This window comes from Bacillus sp. S10(2024) (assembly GCF_050473865.1).
In the GTDB taxonomy this organism is placed as follows: domain Bacteria; phylum Bacillota; class Bacilli; order Bacillales; family Bacillaceae_G; genus Bacillus_A.
Genome location: NZ_JBFLUR010000002.1, coordinates 3031422 through 3055271, shown reverse-complemented (window position 1 = coordinate 3055271; position 23850 = coordinate 3031422). Strand labels below are relative to the sequence as shown.

The 23850-nt window shown below is 36.3% G+C and carries 20 protein-coding genes; 12 read left to right on the top strand and 8 right to left on the bottom strand.

What is annotated here, in order from left to right; all coding sequences use genetic code 11:
• The first annotated feature begins 3 nt into the window (after positions 1 to 3).
• From AB1280_RS15555 to AB1280_RS15525, 7 genes are all read left to right on the top strand, one after another.
• Positions 4 to 1545, top strand: coding sequence for a glycosyltransferase family 2 protein (locus AB1280_RS15555; protein WP_429756372.1), 1542 nt, complete (start codon positions 4 to 6; stop codon positions 1543 to 1545).
• Positions 1535 to 2782, top strand: coding sequence for a nucleotide sugar dehydrogenase (locus AB1280_RS15550; RefSeq protein WP_429756371.1), 1248 nt, complete (start codon positions 1535 to 1537; stop codon positions 2780 to 2782). The genes AB1280_RS15555 and AB1280_RS15550 overlap by 11 nt, the downstream gene beginning before the upstream one ends.
• The gene (locus AB1280_RS15545; protein ID WP_429756370.1) at positions 2779 to 3744 is read left to right on the top strand and encodes an NAD-dependent epimerase/dehydratase family protein; all 966 of its coding nucleotides are present in this window, start codon (positions 2779 to 2781) and stop codon (positions 3742 to 3744) included. The genes AB1280_RS15550 and AB1280_RS15545 overlap by 4 nt, the downstream gene beginning before the upstream one ends.
• Positions 3737 to 5293, top strand: coding sequence for a glycosyltransferase family 2 protein (locus AB1280_RS15540; RefSeq protein ID WP_429756369.1), 1557 nt, complete (start codon positions 3737 to 3739; stop codon positions 5291 to 5293). Before AB1280_RS15545 ends, AB1280_RS15540 begins: the two co-directional genes overlap by 8 nt.
• A 344-nt stretch (positions 5294 to 5637) precedes the next feature.
• Positions 5638 to 7887: a formate C-acetyltransferase gene (gene pflB / locus AB1280_RS15535; RefSeq protein ID WP_429756368.1), complete on the top strand. Its 2250-nt coding sequence runs from the start codon at positions 5638 to 5640 to the stop codon at positions 7885 to 7887.
• A 65-nt stretch (positions 7888 to 7952) separates the two neighbouring features.
• A complete protein-coding gene (gene pflA, locus AB1280_RS15530) occupies positions 7953 to 8684 on the top strand; it encodes a pyruvate formate-lyase-activating protein (protein WP_272188982.1) in 732 nt (243 codons plus the stop codon).
• 412 nt (positions 8685 to 9096) lie between these two features.
• Positions 9097 to 10260 carry a diglucosyl diacylglycerol synthase gene (locus tag AB1280_RS15525; RefSeq protein ID WP_429756367.1) on the top strand — a complete coding sequence of 388 codons (1164 nt, stop codon included), beginning with the start codon at positions 9097 to 9099 and terminating at the stop codon, positions 10258 to 10260.
• Between the two features lie 384 nt (positions 10261 to 10644).
• Here the strand turns inward: AB1280_RS15525 and AB1280_RS15520 are convergent, their stop codons facing one another.
• From AB1280_RS15520 to AB1280_RS15505, 4 genes are all read right to left on the bottom strand, one after another.
• Complete coding sequence (locus AB1280_RS15520) at positions 10645 to 10767, bottom strand: YfhE family protein (RefSeq protein WP_098918427.1); 123 nt, start codon at positions 10765 to 10767, stop codon at positions 10645 to 10647.
• A gap of 67 nt (positions 10768 to 10834) precedes the next feature.
• Positions 10835 to 11392: a GNAT family N-acetyltransferase gene (locus tag AB1280_RS15515; protein WP_272188984.1), complete on the bottom strand. Its 558-nt coding sequence runs from the start codon at positions 11390 to 11392 to the stop codon at positions 10835 to 10837.
• Between the two features lie 251 nt (positions 11393 to 11643).
• The gene (locus AB1280_RS15510; RefSeq protein WP_429756366.1) at positions 11644 to 12768 is read right to left on the bottom strand and encodes an amidohydrolase; all 1125 of its coding nucleotides are present in this window, start codon (positions 12766 to 12768) and stop codon (positions 11644 to 11646) included.
• Between the two features lie 41 nt (positions 12769 to 12809).
• Positions 12810 to 13712, bottom strand: a complete 903-nt coding sequence (locus tag AB1280_RS15505) for a TIGR01777 family oxidoreductase (RefSeq protein WP_429756365.1) — start codon at positions 13710 to 13712, stop codon at positions 12810 to 12812.
• Between the two features lie 80 nt (positions 13713 to 13792).
• On the opposite strand from AB1280_RS15505, the gene recX reads away from it, so the two are divergent.
• Positions 13793 to 14605: a recombination regulator RecX gene (recX, locus tag AB1280_RS15500; protein WP_429756364.1), complete on the top strand. Its 813-nt coding sequence runs from the start codon at positions 13793 to 13795 to the stop codon at positions 14603 to 14605.
• Positions 14606 to 14614: 9 nt separating this feature from the next.
• Positions 14615 to 14935, top strand: a complete 321-nt coding sequence (locus AB1280_RS15495; RefSeq protein WP_272188988.1) for a YfhH family protein — start codon at positions 14615 to 14617, stop codon at positions 14933 to 14935.
• 62 nt (positions 14936 to 14997) lie between these two features.
• Here AB1280_RS15495 and AB1280_RS15490 read toward each other — a convergent pair whose 3' ends face one another.
• Positions 14998 to 15150, bottom strand: a complete 153-nt coding sequence (locus tag AB1280_RS15490) for a YpzG family protein (RefSeq protein ID WP_272188989.1) — start codon at positions 15148 to 15150, stop codon at positions 14998 to 15000.
• 35 nt (positions 15151 to 15185) lie between these two features.
• Positions 15186 to 15344 (bottom strand): small, acid-soluble spore protein K, encoded by a 159-nt coding sequence (locus tag AB1280_RS15485; RefSeq protein WP_272188990.1) that lies wholly within the window; start codon positions 15342 to 15344, stop codon positions 15186 to 15188.
• Positions 15345 to 15623: 279 nt separating this feature from the next.
• On the opposite strand from AB1280_RS15485, the gene AB1280_RS15480 reads away from it, so the two are divergent.
• Positions 15624 to 15890: a YfhJ family protein gene (locus AB1280_RS15480; protein WP_429756363.1), complete on the top strand. Its 267-nt coding sequence runs from the start codon at positions 15624 to 15626 to the stop codon at positions 15888 to 15890.
• A 26-nt stretch (positions 15891 to 15916) separates the two neighbouring features.
• Here the strand turns inward: AB1280_RS15480 and AB1280_RS15475 are convergent, their stop codons facing one another.
• Positions 15917 to 16897 (bottom strand): metal-dependent hydrolase, encoded by a 981-nt coding sequence (locus AB1280_RS15475; protein ID WP_272188992.1) that lies wholly within the window; start codon positions 16895 to 16897, stop codon positions 15917 to 15919.
• Between the two features lie 147 nt (positions 16898 to 17044).
• On the opposite strand from AB1280_RS15475, the gene mutY reads away from it, so the two are divergent.
• Both mutY and AB1280_RS15465 read left to right on the top strand, forming a co-directional pair.
• Positions 17045 to 18139, top strand: a complete 1095-nt coding sequence (mutY, locus tag AB1280_RS15470) for an A/G-specific adenine glycosylase (RefSeq protein WP_429756362.1) — start codon at positions 17045 to 17047, stop codon at positions 18137 to 18139.
• Positions 18140 to 18253: 114 nt separating this feature from the next.
• The gene (locus AB1280_RS15465) at positions 18254 to 23500 is read left to right on the top strand and encodes a lamin tail domain-containing protein (protein ID WP_429756361.1); all 5247 of its coding nucleotides are present in this window, start codon (positions 18254 to 18256) and stop codon (positions 23498 to 23500) included.
• A 14-nt stretch (positions 23501 to 23514) separates the two neighbouring features.
• On the opposite strand, the gene AB1280_RS15460 is transcribed toward AB1280_RS15465, so the two are convergent.
• On the bottom strand, positions 23515 to 23739 hold the full coding sequence (locus AB1280_RS15460) for a hypothetical protein (RefSeq protein WP_272188996.1): 225 nt from the start codon (positions 23737 to 23739) through the stop codon (positions 23515 to 23517).
• Between the last annotated feature and the right edge of the window lie 111 nt (positions 23740 to 23850).

Below are 23850 nucleotides of genomic sequence, written 5' to 3'. Positions count from 1 at the left end.
AAAATGCGTATATCTGTTGTGATTCCAGCCCATAATGAGGCACAGACGATAGGCGGTGTGCTAGAAGAAGTAAAAAAGGTACAGCCTTATGAAATCATTGTGGTCGATAATGGATCTACTGATCGAACGAAAGAAATCGCAGAGGGCTTCGGATGTACAATTATTTATAGTGAGCACCCATTAGGTAATGATGTTGGCCGAGCAATTGGGGCAAGAGAAGCGAAGGGAGAAATAGTTTTATTTTTAGATGGAGATATTATTATCCCACATCAGGAGCTATTACCATTTATTCAATGTATGAAACAAGGAAAGGATATTGCAGTTAATAATTTAACTTGGTCTGTGTATTTGAAGATTCGTCCGCATTATACAACAGTGAGTAAGTTTATGTTTAATCGTTTTTTGAATCAAAAAGAGCTTGTTGTAGGTTCACTCATTGCCATTCCACATGCAATAAAAAGAACTGTAATAGAGAAAATAGGCTGGTGGAATTTAGCGGATCCAGCATTATTTCAAGCAATGGCCGTTATAAAAGGGATGACCATTGGGGACTTAGGGTCTGTAGATGTCATTCATTCTAATAAAGTTCGCCCTGTTCATACAGGCACATCTGCTGGATCACCTTATCCAAAAGCGACAAGTCGTATCATGGGAGACCATTTGCGTGCATTACATCATATGATTGAAGTATATGGTATGCGAGGAGGATTTACAGATGGTGGACGAAATCGGGATGTTGTAAGTGATTATACTCTTTTCGTTCCAGAAGAAAAAAAGGCAAAATATAGTGCAGTTATTCCTGCAGGTGCAGAACGAGAAACAATTACGGCTGTTATTAAAGAAGTAAAACGAGCAGGAATTGATGAAATTATTGTGGTGGCTAATGGATCAGATCAGGAGACGATTCGAAAGGCTAAAGCAGAACAGGTTATTGTAGTAGAATTTCGTGAAGCACTTGGACATAATGTTGCAAGGGCAATCGGAGCGATGTATGCAACAGCAGACGTTCTCTTATTTATTGATAGCGACTTTGTTATTCAAGCTGAAGAGCTGCGCCCGTTTGTACAAGCAATCGAGAATGGTGTTGATATAGCATTAAATGATATGCAGTGTTTGTTAGATGAGTTTCATCCAGTAGATCCAATTAGCGCTGGAAAATACTTTGTGAACTTAGCTGCAAAGCGTCCGGATTTATGGAATAACTCTTTAACAGCTGTTCCGCATGCTATTCATAGAAAAGTAATAGGTACAATTGGTTATAAAGCATTAATGATTCCACCGTTAGCTCAAATAAAAGCGATATTAGCAGGTTTTTCTATTCAAGCTGTTCATCATGTTGATGTTGTAAAACCGAATCGAATTCGTCCAGAACAACATCATGTTGTAAATGGGCGAATCCCCGCTTTTGATCGTATTTTTGGGGATCAACTAGAAGCGATAGCGTATTTATTAAAACATACAGATAAACGAGGAAGTTTTACAGATGGTGAACGTGATCGGAAGATTATAGAACAACTTAGAAAGGAAGATGAGCATGGAAAGTAATCATTGCAAAGTGGCAGTTATCGGTTTAGGGTACGTTGGCTTACCGTTGGCGATCCATTTTGCGCAAAATGGATACAGGGTGATAGGAATAGACAAAGATCAAGAGAAGGTAAAAAGTATTCAAAATGGTGTTAGCTACATCCCTGATGTTGCATCTAAAGTGTTGCAGCAATTCGTTGAGCAGGGGATCTTTGGAGCGACAACTCTAGAACAAGGAGTGAAAGCATTTGAAGAAAGTACTCATGTGATTGTAACGGTGCCAACACCGATAAATCAAAATGGTGAACCAGATTTAAGTGCGATCATTTCTGCCTCACATTATATTCAAAAGCATCTTCAAAGAGGCCAAACCTTCATTTTTGAAAGTTCAACATATCCAGGTACGTTAGAAGAAGTAATAATTCCGATTTTATCAAAAGGCGGTAAAAATGTTGGGATAGATTATTATATCGGATATTCCCCTGAACGTATTGATCCTGCAAGTACGACATATACAATACAATCAATTCCAAAAGTTGTAAGTGGGCAAACGGAGCTATGTAAGAAAAAAGTTATGGAATTATATGAAGATATATTTGATGATTTAGTACCAGTTAGCTCCCCGAAAGTTGCTGAAATGTGTAAGCTCTTTGAAAATATACAACGGCTCGTTAATATTTCATTGGTAAATGAAATGGATTTATTGTGTAAAGAGTTAAAAATAGACTTTCACGAAGCCTTAGAAGCAGCGGCGACGAAACCATTTGGATTCACACCGTATTGGCCGGGACCAGGAGTTGGGGGACATTGTATTCCTGTTGATCCATTATATTTTCAATGGAAAGTGAAGCAATACGGTATGGTTAGTCAGTTTATTGAGATTGCACATCGTATTAATAAGGAAATGCCGAAACATATTGTAAAACAAGTAAAAGAACAGGCACCAGAAAAAGCAAATGTTTTGTTAATAGGTCTCGCTTATAAGAGGGATGTAAATGACCTACGTGAATCAGCTGCTCTTATAGTTGCCGACCTACTACAAAGGGAAGGGTATAACCTATCGTATCATGATCCGCATATTCCCGTGGCACACGTTGCTGGTAAAAGATATGAATCTATTTTATTAACGAAAGAAGCGATTGATCAAGTAGATTTTGTAATTGTTTTAACAGATCATTCTATTATTGATTGGAAGGTAATTAAACAGGCGAAGAAAGTATTAGATACACGTGGTGTATTAAAGCAGGTGAATATATGAAAAAACGATGTTTAATTACAGGAGGAGCTGGCTTTATTGGTTCTCATTTAGCTGAAGAGCTTTTGCATCGTGGATATGATGTAACGATTGTAGATAACTTCTATAAAGGACAGCGTAAATATCATTTCGATTTAACAAAGAAAATTTCAACTGTAAAAGCAAGTGTATTAGATAAAGGAAAAATAGAGCAATTGGTTCAGAGTCATGATGTAATATTTCATTTAGCAGCTATTTTAGGTGTAAAAAGCACGATGGAAAAAAGTGTTGAGCTCATTGAAACAAATTTTGACGGGACGAGAAATATTTTACAAGCTGCTTTAAAGGGACAGAAAAAAGTTGTATTTGCGTCTACATCTGAAGTATATGGAAAAGCAAAACCACCATTTGTAGAGGATGGGGATCGTTTATATGGTGGGACTGCAAAAATTAGGTGGAGCTATGCGATTTGTAAAACGTTAGAAGAGACACTTTGCTTAAGTTACGCTCGCCAAGGATTAGCAGTAACGATAGTCCGCTATTTCAATATATACGGGCCACGCGCTAAAGATGGTCCGTACGCAGGAGTTATTCCGAGGTTTATTAGCGCAGCTTTGCAAAATAGAGAAGTTCCTGTATATGGGGACGGTACACAAACGCGCTGTTTTACGTATGTAACAGATGCAGTAGAAGCAACAATTAAAGCAATGGACGAGAAAGTAAATGGTGAAATTATTAATATTGGTTCTGAACATGAAATTTCTATTCAAGATGTTGCTGTAATGATTCAGAAGATGGTTCAAAGTTCTTCGGATATGATTTATGTTCCATTTGAGGAAGTATATCCTGATGGATTTGAAGAAATTCCACATCGACGCCCGAATGTAACGAAATTAACTACTTTATTACAATTTCAACCAAAAGTGGCATTTGAAGAAGGGTTACAGAAAACCATTGCGTGGTTTCGTGAAGAATTTTATGGTTAAGTCTTTATCAATTATCGTTCCCGTATATAATGAAGCTGATTCTATTCGAGAGGTAATTCTTTCTGCGAAGGAACTGAATCCGCTTGAAGTTATTGTTGTTGCAAATGGATGTACAGATGATTCGGAACGAATTGCAAAAGAGCTTGATTGTATAGTCATAAGTAGTAGTGAAGCGCTCGGGAACGACGTTGGGCGTGCGGTAGGTGCCAAGTTTGCTAAGGGGGAAGTCTTGTTATTTTTAGATGGTGATTTTCCTATTTCTTCGTCTAGCCTCCGTTTTTTTCTCAATCCCATTTTACATGGACAAGCAGACGTGATTTTAAATAATTTTGATGATTTATTTAAGAAAAAGCAACGTCCGCATTCCATTACTGTCTGGCGCCAAATTTTAAATGATATAGTGAACCGAGCAGATTTACAAATTGACTCTATTTTATCAGTACCGCATGCGATTACGAAAGAAGCGATTGAAAGTATTGGTTATGATGCGTTATGTAATCCAATTGTTGCACATGTTCGATTAATAACGAAAAAATGGCGAATACAGAGGCATTGTGCAATTGATGTTATTACTCCAAATAAGTTTCGTCCAGCTGAGCATGAAGCATATGGGAATCAACTTGCACATGCAGAGCAAAGAATGATAGGGGATCATATAGAAGCATTAGGCGAATGGTTGGCTAATTATGATAACCGAGGGGCATATACAGATGGAAATAGGAGAAGAGATATTGTATTTGCCTTACGAGAGTTTGGTAATCAAGCATTGCCGTCATATTATAAAGGGTGGGGAGTTCAATCTAACTTATATAATGAGAAACAACTTTCTATTATCATTCCTGTTCAAAATGAAGAAATGACAATCGCAATGGTTATTCAAGAAGCACGTAAAATTGAACCGCTTGAAATTATCATTATTGTTAATGGATCAAATGATCAAACAGCAGCGATTGCAAAGCGGTGCGGTGCTACAACTATTGTGTATGAAGAAAGACTTGGAAATGATGTGGGACGTTCTATAGGTGCTCAAATGGCTAAAGGGGACATTTTACTATTTATTGATGGCGACTTTGTGATACCTGCAAAAGATTTGTACCCTTTTGCAAAAGCGATTGCGGACGGACAAGATGTCGTATTGAACGACTTAAATTATTATTTAGATTTACGAGCGCCATTACACCTTGTTACGGCGCTAAAATATGCTTTAAACTTAGCTTGCAATCGAAAAGATTTAGGGATAGGTTCACTAGTAGCTGTACCGCATGCGTTTAGTAAGGTTTGCTTAGAGTATATTGGATTTGATACTTTATTGTCGCCATGTGTGGCACAAGTAAAGGCGGCATTAGCGGGTTTCTTAATTTCCTGCGTGCATCGTGTGGATGTAGATCGATTAAATCGTATCCGTCCGGAAGAACATTTTGCAGTGCGGGGCCATGCCCCTGCTGTACTTCGAATTATTGGGGATCATATAGAAGGTATGTCATATGTGATAGAAGAACTTGATGTTCGAGGTGGTTTTCATGATGGAGAACGTAAGAGAGAAATATAATGGAGAAGGTGTACCGAAACAGGTACACTTTTTTCTATTCTGTTTCGAAAAAACTATAACAGAATAGAAAGAGGTAGTATTACAGTTTGCGATAAGTACGAATCTTATATTATAGAAAAGGTTTCCTTTATTAGAATGCCAAAAAAATGAAATTATTAAAATATGGGTTGATTTAACAAAGTTTGTAGGCAGGGTTTCCACTACGCTGATAGTGGTTTGTGCAATTATTCACAAACATGTCACAACTTAAACGTTCCTTTTTTTAAAAAAGTAGTATCCTAAATACGTGAGCTGTTATATAAAAAATCTAAGTCCTGTACTAATCAAAAATGGAGGAGATTAGGATGACTGAAGTATTAGAAAATGTAAAAAATGCATGGGAAAATTTTAAAGGTGAAAAGTGGAGAGCAGAGGTTGATGTTCGCGACTTCATTTTAAATAACATAAACGTTTACGAAGGTGATGATTCCTTCTTAGCTGCTGCAACAGAAGCGACAAAACAACTTTGGGATCAAGTAATGGAATTAACAACACAAGAACGTGACAATGGTGGCGTCCTTGACATGGATACAGAAATTGTTTCTACTATTACATCACATGGTCCAGGATATTTAAATAAAGATATTGAAAAAGTAGTTGGTTTCCAAACTGACAAACCATTTAAGCGTTCATTACAACCATTCGGTGGTGTTCGTATGGCAGAGCTATCTTGTGAAGCTTACGGATACGAAATGGACAAAGAACTAAGCCGTATTTTCAGAGACTGGCGCAAAACACATAACCAAGGTGTATTCGATGCTTATACGCCAGAAATGAGAGCAGCTCGTAAATCAGGCGTTATTACAGGTCTTCCAGATGCGTATGGCCGTGGTCGTATTATCGGTGACTATCGCCGCGTTGCATTATACGGTATCGATCGTTTAATCGAAGCGAAAAAAGCAGATTTAAATACAACGAGCAGTGTAATGAGCGAAGAGACAATTCGTTTACGCGAAGAGCTATCTGAGCAAATGCGTGCCCTTCAAGAATTAAAACAAATGGCAGCTTCTCATGGTTTTGATATTTCTAAACCAGCAACAAATGCACAAGAAGCATTCCAATGGTTATATTTTGGTTATCTTGCAGCAATTAAAGAGCAAAATGGTGCAGCAATGAGTCTTGGCCGTACATCTACTTTCTTAGATATCTATGTTGAAAGAGATTTAGCAAACGGTACATTAACAGAAGAAGCAGCACAAGAAATTGTTGACCACTTCATTATGAAATTACGTCTTGTGAAATTCGCAAGAACACCTGATTATAATGAATTATTCTCTGGTGATCCAACTTGGGTAACAGAATCTATCGGTGGTATTTCACTTGATGGTCGTCCATTAGTAACGAAAAACTCATTCCGTTTCTTGCATACATTAGATAACTTAGGACCAGCTCCAGAACCAAACTTAACAGTTCTTTGGTCTAAAAAATTACCAGAGAACTTTAAAAACTACTGTGCGAAAATGTCTATCAAAACATCTGCAATTCAATATGAAAATGATGACATTATGCGTCCAGAATATGGTGATGACTACGGTATTGCTTGCTGTGTATCTGCAATGAGAATTGGTAAACAAATGCAATTCTTCGGAGCGCGTGCAAACTTAGCGAAAGCATTATTATATGCGATCAACGGTGGTAAAGACGAAAAGTCAAAAGCACAAGTTGCACCTGAATATGCACCAATTACTTCTGAAGTATTAGATTTTGAAGAAGTTATGCGTAAATTTGATGTGACAATGGAATGGTTAGCAGGTCTTTACTTAAATACATTAAATGTAATTCATTACATGCATGATAAATACAGCTATGAGCGTATCGAAATGGCACTTCATGATACAGAGATTATTCGTACAATGGCAACAGGTATCGCAGGATTATCTGTAGTAGCTGACTCTTTAAGTGCAATTAAATACGCGAAAGTAAAACCAATTCGTGATGAAAATGGTATTGCGGTTGATTTTGAAATCGAAGGAGATTTCCCTAAATACGGTAACAATGATGACCGTGTAGATGAAATGGCAGTAAACCTTGTAAAAACATTTATGAACAAGCTTCGTAAACATAAAACATATCGTAACTCTGTTCATACAATGTCAATCTTAACAATTACATCTAACGTTGTATACGGTAAGAAAACTGGTAACACACCAGATGGCCGTCGTGCTGGCGAACCATTTGCACCAGGTGCAAACCCAATGCACGGACGTGATACAAAAGGTGCACTAGCATCATTATTATCTGTTGCGAAATTACCATATGAAGAAGCAAGAGATGGTATTTCTAATACATTCTCTATTATTCCAAAAGCGCTTGGAAAAGAAGAAGATGTACAAATTCGCAACTTAGTATCTATGCTAGATGGATATGCTATAAAAGAAGGTCATCACTTAAATATTAACGTATTTAACCGTGAAACATTAATGGATGCAATGGAACATCCTGAAAAATATCCACAATTAACAATTCGTGTATCTGGTTACGCTGTTAACTTCATTAAGTTAACTCGTGAACAACAAATTGACGTTATTAACCGTACAATGCACGAAAGCATGTAAGTAAAAAGTTTCCCTCTGTTTTTCATAAGACAGAGGGGAGCTGTTTTAATAGAGGAGGAAGTAACATGGTAAAAGGAAGAATTCATTCTGTTGAGTCTTGTGGTACTGTTGATGGCCCAGGGATTCGTTATATCATCTTTACACAAGGGTGTTTACTACGTTGTCAATATTGTCATAATGCGGATACGTGGGAGATCGGTAAAGGGAAAGAAATAACAGTTGAAGAAGTGATGCAGGATGTTACATGTTACCTTCCTTTTATGGAAGCTTCTGGCGGTGGTATTACAGTAAGTGGCGGTGAGCCACTATTGCAGTTAGACTTTTTGATTGAGTTGTTTAAGAAATGTAAAGAGATCGGCATTCATACGACAATTGATTCTTCAGGTGGGTGCTATTCTGAAGATGAAGAATTCCAAAGAAAATTAGACATTTTGATGGAATATACAGATTTGGTATTACTTGACTTAAAACATATTGATTCAAAAAGACATCGCAAATTAACAGGCAAACCGAACGAACATATTTTACAATTTGCTCGTTATTTATCAGATAAAAAGAAATCAATTTGGGTGCGTCATGTACTTGTACCTGGAGTTACTGATGGTACAGAGGACTTAGAAAAGCTCGGAGCATTTATTCAAAGTCTTGATAATGTACAAAAGGTAGAAGTTTTGCCGTATCATAAGTTAGGTGTTTATAAATGGGAGGCACTAGGTCACAAATATCCTCTTGAAGGAGTAGAGCCTCCAACGGAAGAAAGTGTTCAAAAAGCAAAGAATATTTTAGGAGCAGTCTAATCCAATTGTGGATTAGGCTTTTTGCTTTCTTTCGATAAATAGTAGAGCAAAGATAAGGAAAAGAGTATACTTATATTATATATTGACTATTTTTGTAAAGAAATGATATGGATAAATTTACAAAAATGTAAAGGGAAAACGAAACAATAGAAAGAATTAAGAAATAGTGTAGTGCGTATCATGAAGTATAGACAAACGTCAAGTTATTGCGAAAGCAGTTATAGGAAAGTATAATGTTAAGATATGAGCAGATGGGATTAAGGGGTCAATAACATATGCTTTGTATATCCACGACAGGTACATATCCAGCGGAAATTCGTTGGAGTTCAAACTTGCAAAATTATAAGGAAATTGTTTTTTATATTGTGACAGGTGCAATATAAAGGACCGAAAAAGCTAGGAGTGGATTTGTTTGATTAAAAACCCCAAGGTTTTAATATTAACAGCACATTACGGTAACGGTCATGTACAAGTGGCAAAAACATTAGAACAAACATTTCGTCAAAGAGGACTTCAGGATGTAATTGTATGCGATCTTTTTAGTGAATCACATCCTTTCATAACAGATATTACAAAATATTTATATTTAAAAAGTTATACAATTGGGAAAGAGCTATACCGCTTATTTTATTATGGCGTTGAAAAAATTTACGATAAAAAAATTGCATCATGGTATGCCAATTTTGGACGAAAACGTTTAAAAGCGATATTACAGGCTGAAAAACCCGATATTGTTATTAATACATTTCCAATCATTGCGGTGCCAGAGTTAAAAAAACAAACAGGTATTTCTATTCCTGTTTATAATGTACTGACTGATTTTTGCTTGCATAAAATATGGATCCACCGAGAAGTAGATCGTTATTTTGTCGCAACAGATTATGTGAAGAACATTATGATAGAAGTAGGAGTACCTGCTGAGCAAATTGTAGAGACAGGAATTCCGATTCGGAAAAGCTTTGAAGCATCTGTTAATGTAGAAGCCTTGTATGATAAGTATAATTTGTCACGAGACAAAAAGACTTTACTTATTGTGGCAGGGGCACATGGAGTGCTAGGAAGTGTAAAAGAGTTATGTCAGTCCTTTCTATCAGTTCCTAATTTGCAGATAGCCGTAGTTTGCGGGAAAAATAAAGCATTGCAGGAGGATTTGCTACAACTACAAGAAAGCAATCCAGATGCATTAAAAGTATTCGGTTATGTAGAGAATATTGATGAGCTGTTCCGTATTACCTCTTGCATGATTACGAAGCCAGGAGGAATTACATTAAGTGAGGCAGCAGCTTTGCAAGTACCTGTCGTTTTATATAAACCAGTACCAGGACAAGAAAATGAAAATGCGAAGTATTTTGAAAAACAAGGTGCAGCAGTTGTTATTCGTGAAGATCATGAAATCTTTTCGAAAACGAAAGAATTATTGCAAGATGATATGAAGCTATTGCAAATGAAAGAAGCAATGAAACACATTTATCGTCCGGAACCAGCGTTTCATATTGTAGATTCTATTTTAGAGGAAAATCACGTGCGGGTACATTCACCAGTACGTTCACCAGCCCTTGTACAGTCTTTTACTTAATATAAGAGCCTCTTTTCTATCTGTAGAAGGAGGTTTTTTTCGTTTCTGTATAAATCCATTTTTATTTTTCGACATTTTTGTCTAGCTCTGCTTCCTAAGCCCTCATGTCTAAGAACCTTCCACACGAGAAGGGAAATTGTTTGTAGAATTTTAAATTATCCACAAAAGAATTCGCTTTCAATATACAGTAAACTTAAAATATTAACAAAAGTATCCACAATATCCACAAGTTTTAGTGAAAGTATCCACAAATTAAACAAATGAACTGTGATGAAATTCCTCTGTTATAGGAAAGATACTCAGATTTATACACATTCCCAACGATTCTGTGGATAAAGTTTTCCACAAAAAAACTACCTCTTTTAAACAAGAGGTAGTTGTATGTTAATAAATTCCTTTTGGTTTATATCCAGCTGCACGATCTGCTCTTTTAAATTCACGTTGATAGAGAACTTCTTGTGTGCTAGATAATTTACTTTTCGTTTTTTCGCGTCTTTTCTTATCCATTCCAGTTCACCTCATGTCATAAAGTCATTACCTATCGTTACCAATGACAGAGGGAGATATACATAGATTACGCTTCTTTTAAATGGTGAGCGTCTTGGAATGTTGCTTCGCGCATTGTGTGTAGTGTGTACTGATCTTTTGGAATTTCATATAAGTTATATACATCACCGTTTGCGTTAATTTGATCGTATACACATTTACGTGTTTCATTTGCTAGATTCACGTATGGTAGTTTTTCGGCAGCTTTAATAGAACGAGTATTTAATTTACGAATTCGCATGAAAATAGTCTCAATATCTAATTCATAGAAAAGCTCGCTAAAGAAAGCGTCTTTTGCAGGTTTATTATAACCCTTTCCATGATAGGGTTTACCGAGCCAAGTACCAAGAAATCCTGCTTTTTCTTGGATGTCGAATAAAGTTATTGTTCCGATTGGATTTCCCCATTCATCAACAATTGTGCGCGAAATTAATTCTCCACGTTCTTCCGCTTCAATTGTTTGCTTTGTTAAAAACAAAAATTCATCATAAGAAGACGCCTTCTGACGCACAAAGGGGAAGACATCAGGGTGCATCATCAAATCATATAGAACGTGGCTGTCATGTAGGTCACGTTTTTTTAACATACTATCTCCTCCTAAAAAGAGGGCAGCATGACGACAAAAAAACATCCCACCCTCGAAATTTTTATATAAAACTTAAAAAAATTTCGGGGTGGGAATCGAACCCACTAGAACCAGTCTATAATGCTGGTGGCGCACCATTTGCCTTCCCCATTCATCAATTTGAAATTACTCAACACGACACAAATTGATCATGGTTTCATTCAGTTTATAATCGTATAATACTTCATCTAGTCAAAAAAATAAACTAGTTTTTATGAATTTTTTGTGTAGATAATTTTTCCATCTATCATCGTTAATACAGGCTTGGCTAAATAGTGAAAAGGATGATGAGTCCACAGGACAAGGTCAGCGTCTTTTGCAGGTTCTATGCTACCGATTTTCTTTTCTAGTCGTAAATTGCGAGCTGGTATAATGGTAATTCCTTCTAGAGCCTTATGTTCATCTAATCCTTCTCGAACGGCGATAGCCGCGCAAATATTTAAATATTGAATGGGTGTATAGGGGTGGTCTGTCGTAATAGAAACTTCAATCCCATGATTAGATAAAGTATGATATGTTTGCCAAGATTTATTTTTAATTTCAATTTTTGAACGGCGTGTTAATGTTGGTCCGATAGATACTTTTAAATCGTGGCCTGTTAATTTATCAGCAATAAGATGGCCTTCTGTACAGTGTTCAATACGTAAGTCGAGATTAAATTCTTTAGCAAAGCGAAGAGCAGATAAAATATCATCTGCACGGTGAGCGTGGGCACGTATAGGAATTTCGCGGTGGAGCGCTTGCAAAATAGGAATCATTCGAAAATCGGTATCATTTCCATAGTACTTTGCTTCATAAAATGCTTCTCGAAGCATTCCCATAATTCCCATACGGGTAATAGATTCTTTGTTTCCGTTGCTATGCATTCGTTTTGGGTTTTCTCCAAATGCAATTTTCAAGCCAGCGGGTTCTTGAATGACCATATGATCAATACTATTTCCGGCTGTTTTGATGACGCATGTTGTTCCGCCGATTACATTTTGACTACCAGGCATAACATGCACGGTTGTAATGCCGTTTTGCAGGGCATCTTGAAAAGCTACATCAAAAGGATGAATGCCGTCTAGAGAACGAATATGAGGTGTTAATACTTCCGCGGTTTCATTTGCGTCATTTCCAGCCCAACCAGTTCCTTCATCATATAACCCAAGATGTGTATGCACATCGATAAAACCTGGAAGAAGGTGAAGGCCGCGTGCATCAATAACGATCATATCTTTGCTAGCTTCAATAAATCGTTCTAACGCAATGATTTTGTTATTTTCCACCAATACATCACCTTTCAATTTAGGAGATGTAATAGGGTAAACAGTCGCTTGCTTAAATAAAGTTTTCATAAGAACCTCTTTAGTTTTTTCTAGCGGAAATTTAGAAATCGTTAGTGCAATACAATATTTTGAAGCGCATGTTCTAAAGTAGCATAGGAATGTGTATACCCGTGTTGTATTGCCTTTTGAGGTAATACTTTTTGTCCTTCTAAAACAAGGATGCTCATTTCACCGAGAAGGGTTTTAAGTACAAATACAGGTACTGGTAACCAATGTGGCCGATGAAGCACTTTTGCGGTTGTTCTTCCGAATTCTGTCATTGTTACAGGGTGAGGAGCTGTAATATTGAAAGCACCGCTTATTTCTTTCGTATGAATCGCAAAATCGATCATTCGAACAACATCTTCGAGGTGAACCCAAGAAAGCAATTGGTTTCCTGAACCGATTGTTCCCCCAATAAAGAATTGATAGGGAAGTAACATTTTCGGTAGTGCTCCTCCCTCTTTGCCAAGAACAACACCGAAGCGCGTGTAAATCGTACGAATACCAAGATCAGCTGCTTTACTCGCTTCTTTTTCCCATAGTTGAACGGTAGTAGCTAAAAAATCATTCCCTTGCTTAGGTTGATCTTCTGTAAATGTGTCTGTCTCTGATGTACCATAATAGCCAATCGCGCTTGCATTTATAAACGTGCTTGGGTATTTGTGTAACGTTTGTAGTTGTTTAATTAAGCCTTTTGTTGTGTGTAAACGACTATTTATAATTTTTTCTTTCTGTTTTTTCGTCCAACGACCATTATTGATAGATTCACCGGCAAGGTTAATAACGATATCAACGGAAGAAAGCGGAAATTCCGAAGCATCAGCATCCCAGTGTATATACCGTATATTTGCGGGGGAATGATTTTCTCTTAATTGACGTGTGAGGATGTATACGGTATGACCTTTGCTAGCTAAATATAAAGTGAGTGCTTTTCCGATAAAACCTGTGCCTCCAGAAATAGCAATTTCCAAGAGAAATCCCTCCTCATTATGTATATTCAAGAAATTCAAATTTGTTTCATATATGTTAAAATGATGTTGAGGTGAAATGTATGGCTGTCATTACAAAAATAGAAGTACAAAAACGAACGAAAGAAAGATTTAATATTTATATTGATAAAGGTCATGGAGAAGAATATGGTTTTAGTGTTGATCAAGTTACCTTAATAAAACATGGGCTTCAAAAAGGTTTGGAATTTGATGATGTTGAATTAACTAACATTTTATATGATGAAGAAATACAAAAAGCATATTTATATGCAATTACTTATTTATCGCATCAAATGAGAACGAAGAAGGAAATAGAAGAGCAATTACGGAAAAAAGAAATTGGACAAGCCATCATTTCTGAAGTTGTTTCAAAACTATTACGTGACCGTTATATTAATGATAAAGAGTATGCAATTGCCTATGTGCGTACGCATAGCAATGTGAATCAAAAAGGACCAGTTGTTTTGAAACGTGAACTGTTAAGTAAAGGGATTTCGGATGTAATGATTACACATAGTTTACAGGAGTATCCCGAGGAGAAGCAAATTGAAAATGCTCTTGTACTTATAGAAAAGAAAAAAAAGTCTTATCAAAAACATTCTTTTTTTCAAATGAAACAAAAATTAGAAGAGATGTTAGTGCGGAAAGGATATGGGCGTGATATCATTCAAATTTGTTTAGAAGAATTAAAAGATGAAAAGGATGATAAAAAGCAAGAAGAAGCTCTTATCTATCATGGTAATAAATATCATGAAAAATATAAGAAATATGATGGTTGGACGTATGAAAATAAGATGAAGCAAGCGTTATATCGAAAGGGTTTTTCGATTGATGAAATAGAAGTGTTTATTCAAATGAAACGTGAAGAGGGATGAGGGGAAAGTATGAGAAACATGCCAAAGCGCTATAGCGAGATGACACCACATGAGCTAAGGGAAGAAATAGGCGTTTTAAAAGAACAGGCAGTAAAAGCAGAACAACTTGGCATTGTAAATGAATTTGATGTTTTAATGAGGAAAATGGCGATGGCACGTGCTTATATGACAGATATCAATGAATTTCAGATTGGCGAAACGTATGAACTTGTAGAAGAGCCAGGTGCATCGTTTACAATTACGTATTTTAATGGGGTATTTGCTTGGGGTCACAAACAAAATGAAACAGAGGAAATTGGTATTCCTATTTCATTATTGCAAAAGAAGTGAAAACTAGAGAGCCTTGGCTGCTCTAGTTTTCACTTTTTGTAATTGTTAAAGGAGATAGGCGTTTAAAATTGGCGTTTTTTCATTTCATTTGCCAAAATAATAAGAGACTGCGTTTGCTGCGTTTGTCCATTTACTTGTGCTTTTGCGTGTTTTGGACGAGCCCATGTTGGAGCGAATAATTCAGAATGACGGTCTAAACGGTTACGATAGCTCATTTTATCACCTCGTATAAAAAGTTATCGATAAACAATTATGCTTCTTCTTGATTAGCAGCACGCATTCGCTCTTGTGGATGCGTGTTAATAGTGCCGTTAGGTCGTTTGGAAGCAAAGCGAGCTTTTGCTCGCGGTTGACCGTTGATTTTGCTGTTGTTTTTGGATTCAGACCAAATTTCAGATTGTTTGCCCAAGAGGAACTCCCCCTCGCTACAGTTTGATACAAAAAGTATCACTTATAGGTTGTGCAATGTGAGAGGAAATATTCTAGAGAAATACAAATAAAAAGCTATACACCCCCCTTTTTTTAGATGGGAGAGAGGATCTGACAGTGCGTAGAAGCGGTCAGTGCCTATTTCTGCCCCATGAGATATTTAAAACAAGGAGAGGAAGTAAGTGGCGGTTATGTTGTGTTTTGCATAGCAGCAGCTTATATGTTAAAAAATAAATGAATCGATTAAAGGAGATATAATATGAACGATATTTTTGAAAAATTAACGAAAGAACTTCTTGAAAAAAACCCTTCTCTTTCTTATTCTCAAGCGCGTACTTGGGTTGAGTTGTTATGGGAGGACTTTGGTGCGACATATGCAAAAACAGGAACGTATCAAGGGATTGAAATGACAGAGAAAGTGGTACGAGCGTGGATTAACAACCAAGGGGCGCGTTTGCATGAAATTCAAACGAATAATCCAAAGTATAGTCATTTAATTAATAAAGACAATCACGTTAAACATTAAAAAAACGACCAATTTTGGTCGTTTTTTTAATGTGGGAGTAATTCTAATTTTTTGCGCAGTTTTTCTTCACTGAAAATCCATCCTGTGTAGGAACTCATAATTTCAAGATCTTTATTCAGCTGCACAATTGCAACAAATGGATAATAATCTTTGCTGCGATAGCGTAAATCTATAAATCGAACTTCATAATAATCGTTGTATTCAAAAATATCCCAGCGATAGACAGGAGAAAATGATAAGAATGCTGAAATGTTTTCATCTTTTTGAGCAGCACGAATGATATCGTTATCAGGTAATGGAATGCGCTCGAATTTATCATGAACCATAATACTACCACGATGCCAACGAGCAACATAATAATGGTCTTTTGTCACAATGGCTAAGTGATAATGATAAAAGCGATATGACGGTGAAATGATGACTTGTTCAACGTCACGAAACCGTTTTTTTACGACATTCTTTACATTTTGGCGCATCATAATTCGGCCAATATAATAAATGATCATTAATATATAAGCAGCTGCTCCGGCATAACCTTTATTTGCACCGACAAGTATACACGCAATTGCTAATGTATGAATGAAGAAAATGACTGCATCAAATGTATTAATAACACCTAGTGCCACCCACTTCTTAGTGAAAGGTCGCAATGCTTGTGTACCGTATGCATTGAAAATATCAACGAAGACATGAAGAAACACAGCAATAAATGACCATAGAAGAAGATGAAGATAGGGAGGACTTTGGAATATGGCTAAAGAAATCCCGCTAACAAGAAATGACCAAAGAATAACAGCTGGGATGGAATGAGTAATCCCACGATGATTTCGAATATATTTTGCATTGTTTCTTAATTTTAAAACAGTATCAATATCAGGGATGTTTGAACCGACAATTGTTGCAAACATCACAGCTTGTGGTCCAAAGTCACTTTGACTGAGCGCTGGATCTAACGTTGCTAAGCTTCCTAATGTAACGCCCATGACAAGATGAGTGGCTGTGTCCATGAAAACCACCTCCGTTTTTTATTAATGTAACTCTTTTTATTCTATATCACAAGGCATTTGCCTTTTATTTCTTCAATCATCTTACTTAAATTTTCTCCTAAATTCTTTATAATAGTACGTATATGCAAAAAATGAGGAGGATCAAGTTTGAAGCTCGAAATATTAGATGACTTTAACATAGAAAAATTTCAACATGATTTAATCAGTTGGTTTGAAACAGAGCAGCGTGATTTGCCTTGGCGTATCAATAAAGATCCATATCGCGTTTGGGTTTCGGAAATTATGCTTCAGCAAACGCGAGTCGAAGCTGTAAAACCATATTACGCAAACTTTATGGGGAAGTTTCCAACATTAGAAGCATTAGCTGATGCGGAAGACGAAGAAGTGTTAAAAGCGTGGGAAGGCCTTGGTTATTATTCGAGAGCACGTAACTTACACGCTGCCGTAAAAGAAGTAAAGGAACAATACGGCGGGAAAGTTCCTAACGATGTAAAACAAATTGAAAAGTTAAAAGGGGTAGGACCCTATACAAAAGGGGCAATTTTGAGTATCGCTTACGGGATTCCAGAGCCGGCTGTTGATGGAAATGTGATGCGTGTATTATCGCGTATTTTGTCAATTTGGGATGATATCGCGAAACCAAAAACACGTAAAGTATTTGAAGATATTGTCCGCCAAATCATTTCAAAAGAAAATCCATCTTATTTTAACCAAGGGCTGATGGAACTAGGGGCGCTTATATGTGTTCCGAAAAATCCATCTTGTCTTCTCTGTCCTGTTAGGGAGCATTGCCGCGCGTTTGCAGAAGGTGTACAAAAGGAGTTGCCAGTGAAAAGTAAAGCGAAGGCACCGAAAATGGTTCCAATTGTAGCCGGAGTATTGCGTACTGAAGATGGGAAATACGTAGTTAATAAAAGACCCAGTACGGGATTACTTGCTAACATGTGGGAGTTTCCGAATGTAGAAATTGGAGAAGGCATCCGTAACCATAAACAACAATTTACAGATTACATGAAAGAGAAATTTTCTCTTTCTGTTGTCATTGATGATTATGCAATGAATGTTCACCACACATTTACTCATAGAACGTGGGATATATTTGTATTTTACGGCACTGTATTGCAACCAATTGTTGAAACGGATCATTTAAAAATAATTACTACTGAAGAATTTGAACAATTACCTATTTCAAAATCACATCGAACAATTTTTGAAGAATGTGTCAAAAAACTCCAACCATAATGGTTGGAGTTTTTTCGACATAAATATAATAATCTCTTACAAATATTTCATATTCCCTTAACAAATGACAAATACACTGGAAGTTGTAATGAAAAATTTTAAGGGGGATAGAAAATGTTTAAAAAAGCAATCCGTTCAGCAGTTGTAGCGACCTTCTTGCTTCAAACATTAGCTGGGTCAGGCTATGTCACTTTTGCTGAGGAGAAGGAACAAAATCAGCAAGCTCTCATTTCAGAAGTTCATTATACAGACGATCTACGCTATATCGAGTTGTATAACTCATCGGCGAAAGTTATGGATATGAAGAATGTTCAACTGAAGGTTAATGGAAAAGTGCTAAAATTTCAAGATGAAGATGAAAAGCAATCTGTACAACCAAAAGAAACGAAGTTAATCTTATTTGGAAATAAAACAGTTAATGAGATTAATGAGCGCTATAAGACGGAAGTAAAAGAAGACCAAGTTTTATTTGCTACTGATGATTTAAGTGACGAACAAATTAGGATTGAAGTAACGAATGAGAAAAATAAAACAGTAGATGTCATTGAAACAAGAAAAGAGAATAAAGATATATCAATTCATTCTTTTTGGAATGAAACAAAGAAAGAAATAAAAAATGAAATACCATCCCCTGGGACTTACACTACATTCCAATCGCACGAAAAAGAAAAAGCATCTACGAAATCCACACGAAAAGAGGCAGTCCAACCAAACCCCAAACAACTAGAGCCTGCACAAAAAGAAAAAACCTTACAAGAGACAGCGCATGTACCTAAAGTGAAAATTAATGCACATGAGGATTTACCGATTGAAATTCAGTTAGCAAGTACGTACGATGAGGCAAAAGTAAACCTTGTATATCGTAGTGCCTCCGGTTTGTTAGTGAAAAAAATGAAAATGAATAAAGGTGAGAATAATCTGTATTCCACTGTTGTTCAAAAGTCAGATATTTGGTCCGATACGTTTACATATTGGTTTGAAATTGAACAGGGGGGAAAAGTTATTACTTTCCCAGAAAAAGAACAATATGTAAGTACTGTTCAGCATCAGGTAGAAGATTATACAAAAAATAAGACAGTTATGATTACTGAACTAATGCCAGATACGATAAACGTAAACGGAAAAGATGGATATGAATTTATAGAGATATATAATAATTTAAGTGAAGCAATACAATTGAAAGATTATAAACTTATATATAAGTATTCAGAAACTGGAAGTGAAGATTGGAATTTCACAGAAAATGCGACAATCCCATCAAAAGGAACGAGAGTGTTGTGGATTAAAAATGAAGGAAATGCAGGGTTATTAAAACAAGATTTTATTCAAGCATACGGTGGGAATATAACTGAAGAACAAGTGCTTCAAATTGAATCAGATGGAATGTCTAATAGTGCTGGAAGAACCATTCAATTGGCCGATCAGTACGGAACAGTTTTATCATCTGCAACATATGAGAAATCGAATGTAAAGGTTGGTCAAAGTGTTGCTTATGCATACAAGCCTGAAAGTGTTGAAATGCAAAAAGTAGGTTTGTTTGAAAAAGGAACACCTGGTGTACAAATACCATTTCAAGTGCCGTTAGAGCCGGTAAAACAGTCCGATCAAGCTGGCGTTACGATTGAGCATACAGCATCACCTACTCATACAGAGGCAGAGGATCTAACTATTACTGCAACGATTAAAGGTGGGGAAAATGTAGCTGTTTTGTATGCGCAAGATGGCAAATTAACACACAAAAAATTGCAGATGAATAAAGAAGGAAATAGCGATATTTATAAGGTGACAATTCCTAAAAAAGAGTTGTGGGGGAACACACTATTCTATAAAATTGTCGTGCAAGGTAATCAAGAAACAATTGAAAAATCCTACGAAACAAAAGTAGAACATAAAAAAATAGATCCGCAAAGCGTACCGCCATTTTTGATTACCGAAGTGACGCCAGACACGACGAATGTTGGGAAAGCAGATGGATATGAATTTATTGAAGTGTATAACAATAGCGAGCAGGATCTTAATTTTAAGGATTATACAATTCGATATCGTTATCCATCTGAAGGACCAGAGGGAGATCTCATTTTGGGATCCACTCCAGATGACATTGTAATTCCATCGGGGCAGTCTCTCGTATTTTGGATTATAAATGGTGAAAATAATGAGAAGAATGTAGCTGATTTTAATAAACAATTTGAAGTGAACCTAGTAGAAAATAAAAATATTGTTAGAGTATACTCAAATGGAATGGCGAATGGAAGTGCCCGTGGCATTGTCGTTGCAACAAAGACGGGGAAAGAAATTGCAGCTTCCTACTACAATGATCAAGCAAACCAAGCTGATGTGAAAGCGAATAAGGGAATTTTATATCGTTATCCTCAAGATGGCTCGCAAATCATGCAAAAGATTAGTAGTGCAGAGCATAATGCATCTCCTGGAACTGTATTCGAAGGACAAGTACCGGCTGAACGAGTTGCTTTGAAGGCAGATACAATTCCGCCGACAATTTCACATGAACCGGCAGAAGGGCTAATTTCTGAATTTCAAGATCATAAATTGAATTTTTCTGTTCTTGATAACGAACAAGTTAAAAGTGTGAAATTATACTACAAAACGAATCCTAACGCAGAATATAAAGTCGAAAATTTAGTAGAGAATCATATAGATAAAAAATATCATTATACCATTTACTCACCTGAATTAATTGGAAAAGAGAAAATAACATATTACTTGGAAGCTTCTGATGGCTTACATGTAGTAAAAAGTGATATGTACTCAGTACAAATAGCTGGTGAGAAAGATAAGGGCCCTCTTCGTCTTAATGTAAAAGATGATGAAGTGGTCGCAAATCAAGTTTTATTAAAAGGAACTTCTTCGTCGGCCCAGTCTGAACAGATTTCTCTTTTAGTGGACGGAAAGAAAGTAGAGACGAACACATATCGAGCTTTAGAGAAGCCTGCCTATTTTGCTTTCGATGTGAAGCAAACTGACTTGTATTTTAAAAACGCAGTCACAATTGGAAATGAAGTATTGCGTGTATTTGATGATACGTATAGTGATTATGTCACATTAACTGTAAAAATTGATCAATCAAAAATTAAATATAAGGAACCGTTCAAAATTGATATCAGGTCCGGAACAAAAACGTCTCCATTTGATGATCGAGTTGAAGAGAACAAAGATGATTTTTATTTAAAAAATGTTCGTCTTATATTAGCAGATGGAACGACTTTATATGATCCGAACTTTGCAAATCCAAATCAGGAGTTATCAGTTGGTGATGGAGATACATCAACGCCAGTATTTACGTTCGGATTCCAGGTTCCGGAAGACAAATTTATTTCGAATGCGTATTTATGGGATACAAAACAAACGAAGGATGGAAGTCATCGAATTGCAGTGCAAGATGGTGTAAATAAAGAAGTCGCCTCGAATGTAAAAGTTGATAACACACCACCACAGATTTCTACTACGGTGCGGAATGAAAAAAAATATAAAGGGAAAATTCCAATCGATGTAACAGTTACGGATGATATAGCAGGAGTGAAAAATAAAAAAGTTATATTGGACGGTAAAGAGATTATAACTCCATACGAAACATCATCTGCACAATTAGTAGCAGGAAAGCATGAGCTACATGTGGAGGCGGAGGACCAAGTCGGAAATCGTCAAGAAAAGACAGTTATGTTTGAAACCTGGGCAGAAAATCCAACAGATCCTACTCCGATTGCACCTAAAGACGGAGAGGGAAATGTGAGTACGAGTCCGACACTTGAAGCAAAAGTAACTGATCCAACAAATGATGCAATGAAGGCAACATTTTATAAAGGGTATGCGTATAAGCCGAGTCAAACGGATCATATGAAAATTACCGAAAATGCAATAGAGCAAGAACCACCACAAGCTTTTGTTGTAAATGGTGAGAAACGCTTTGACCAAGATCAGCTAAGTAAAGTTAGTAAAAAAGATGGGAAATATTATACAACGGAATCAACAGAGAAATTCCCATACCATCGCTTTGATGTAACAGTTGCTGCTGATGTGAGAAACGATGATACGGTAGAAGTAAAGTGGTTTGGTCATTCTCTAGAAGGAAGAAAAGTTACAATGTATGCTTGGAACTATACGACAAATAAGTGGACAGAACTTACATCGAAAATTGCTGGAGACAAGGATTTTGAATTAAAAGGTGCTGTATTAGCAAAAGAATATGTACAAAATCAAAAAGTAAGTGTAATCGTGCAAGACCAAATTCCAAGTTCACCAAATAAGTTTGATTATACATTTGTATGGATGTCTGATACACAGTATTATTCCGAAAGTTATCCACATATTTATAAAAGTCAGGTTGATTGGATTGCTGCGCAAAAAGATCCATTAAATATTAATTATGTGTTCCATACAGGAGATCTTGTTGATAAGGCATATCAAGAATTTCAATGGCAGCGTGCAGATGAATATATGAAAGTACTTGAGAATGCGAAAGTACCGTATGGTGTGTTGGCTGGGAATCATGATGTAAATCATAAAGATGAGGACTATACAGCATACTCAAAATATTTTGGGGATTGGCGTTTTAAAGATAAGCCATTTTATGGTGAAAGTTATAAGAATAACCGTGGACACTATGATCTAATTTCAGCAAAAGGTAACGATTTTATTATGATGTATATGGGATGGGGCGTTACAGATGAAGATATTCAATGGATGAAGGAAGTATTGAAGAAATATCCAAATCGAAAAGTAATTTTATCATTCCATGAATATTTACTTGTATCGGGCAATCGTAGTCCGATTGGCGATAAAATTTTTAATGAAGTAGTGAAACCGAATAAAAATGTGTTAGCTGTGTTGAGCGGACATTATCATGATAGTGAAACATTGGTTGATGAAATTGATGATGATGGGGATGGAGTCACAGATCGTAAAGTATATCAAATGCTAGCGGACTATCAAGGTGGTCCAGAGGGCGGACAAGGTTATATGCGTCTTTTACAATTTGATACGGTTGCAAATAAAATGTATGTCAAAACGTATTCTCCATATTTAAATGAATATAATTTTTATAAACCAGAAGAGTATCCAGGAAAAGATGAATTTGTAGTAGACGTTGATTTAAAACCTGCAATAAAACAAGTTGCAACGGACTATGTAGAAGTAAACGTGTACACGAATGAAGTAATTGGTAAAGATGATTTTGTGGCAAATTGGCGTAATGCAAAAATGAAATTGGAGAATTTAAAGGAAAATACGACGTATTACTGGTATATAAAAGTCGAAGACCGGTATGGTGGACAAGTGACTTCACCAGTTTGGTCCTTTACAACAGGTAAAAAAGATAGGAGATGGAACGTGTTCCCAAATTAGGGAACACGTTTTTCTTAATCGTAAAAAATTTTTGTGCCATGAGTCCAACTAGCTTCGTTTTTTTGTAAACCACCACGTGCCTCAATTTCTTTTACAACTTCTTTATAAATGGTTTGTCCTTCTACGTTTAAGTAGGGCATCATTTGTTGTAAGGAATGATGAAAATAAGCGAGTTCTTCTTGATTCCATTGATCTTTTGGAGTCATTGATAACTCTGTCATATCACGTCCAACATACATCGTGTAGCACCTCCATCATCATTAGTTTGAATGAACGCTTTTGTCTGTATACGTAAAAAATATTTTTCTTTTTGTCTTTTTAACGGATATGTTCAGGTAAGGATGGTTACA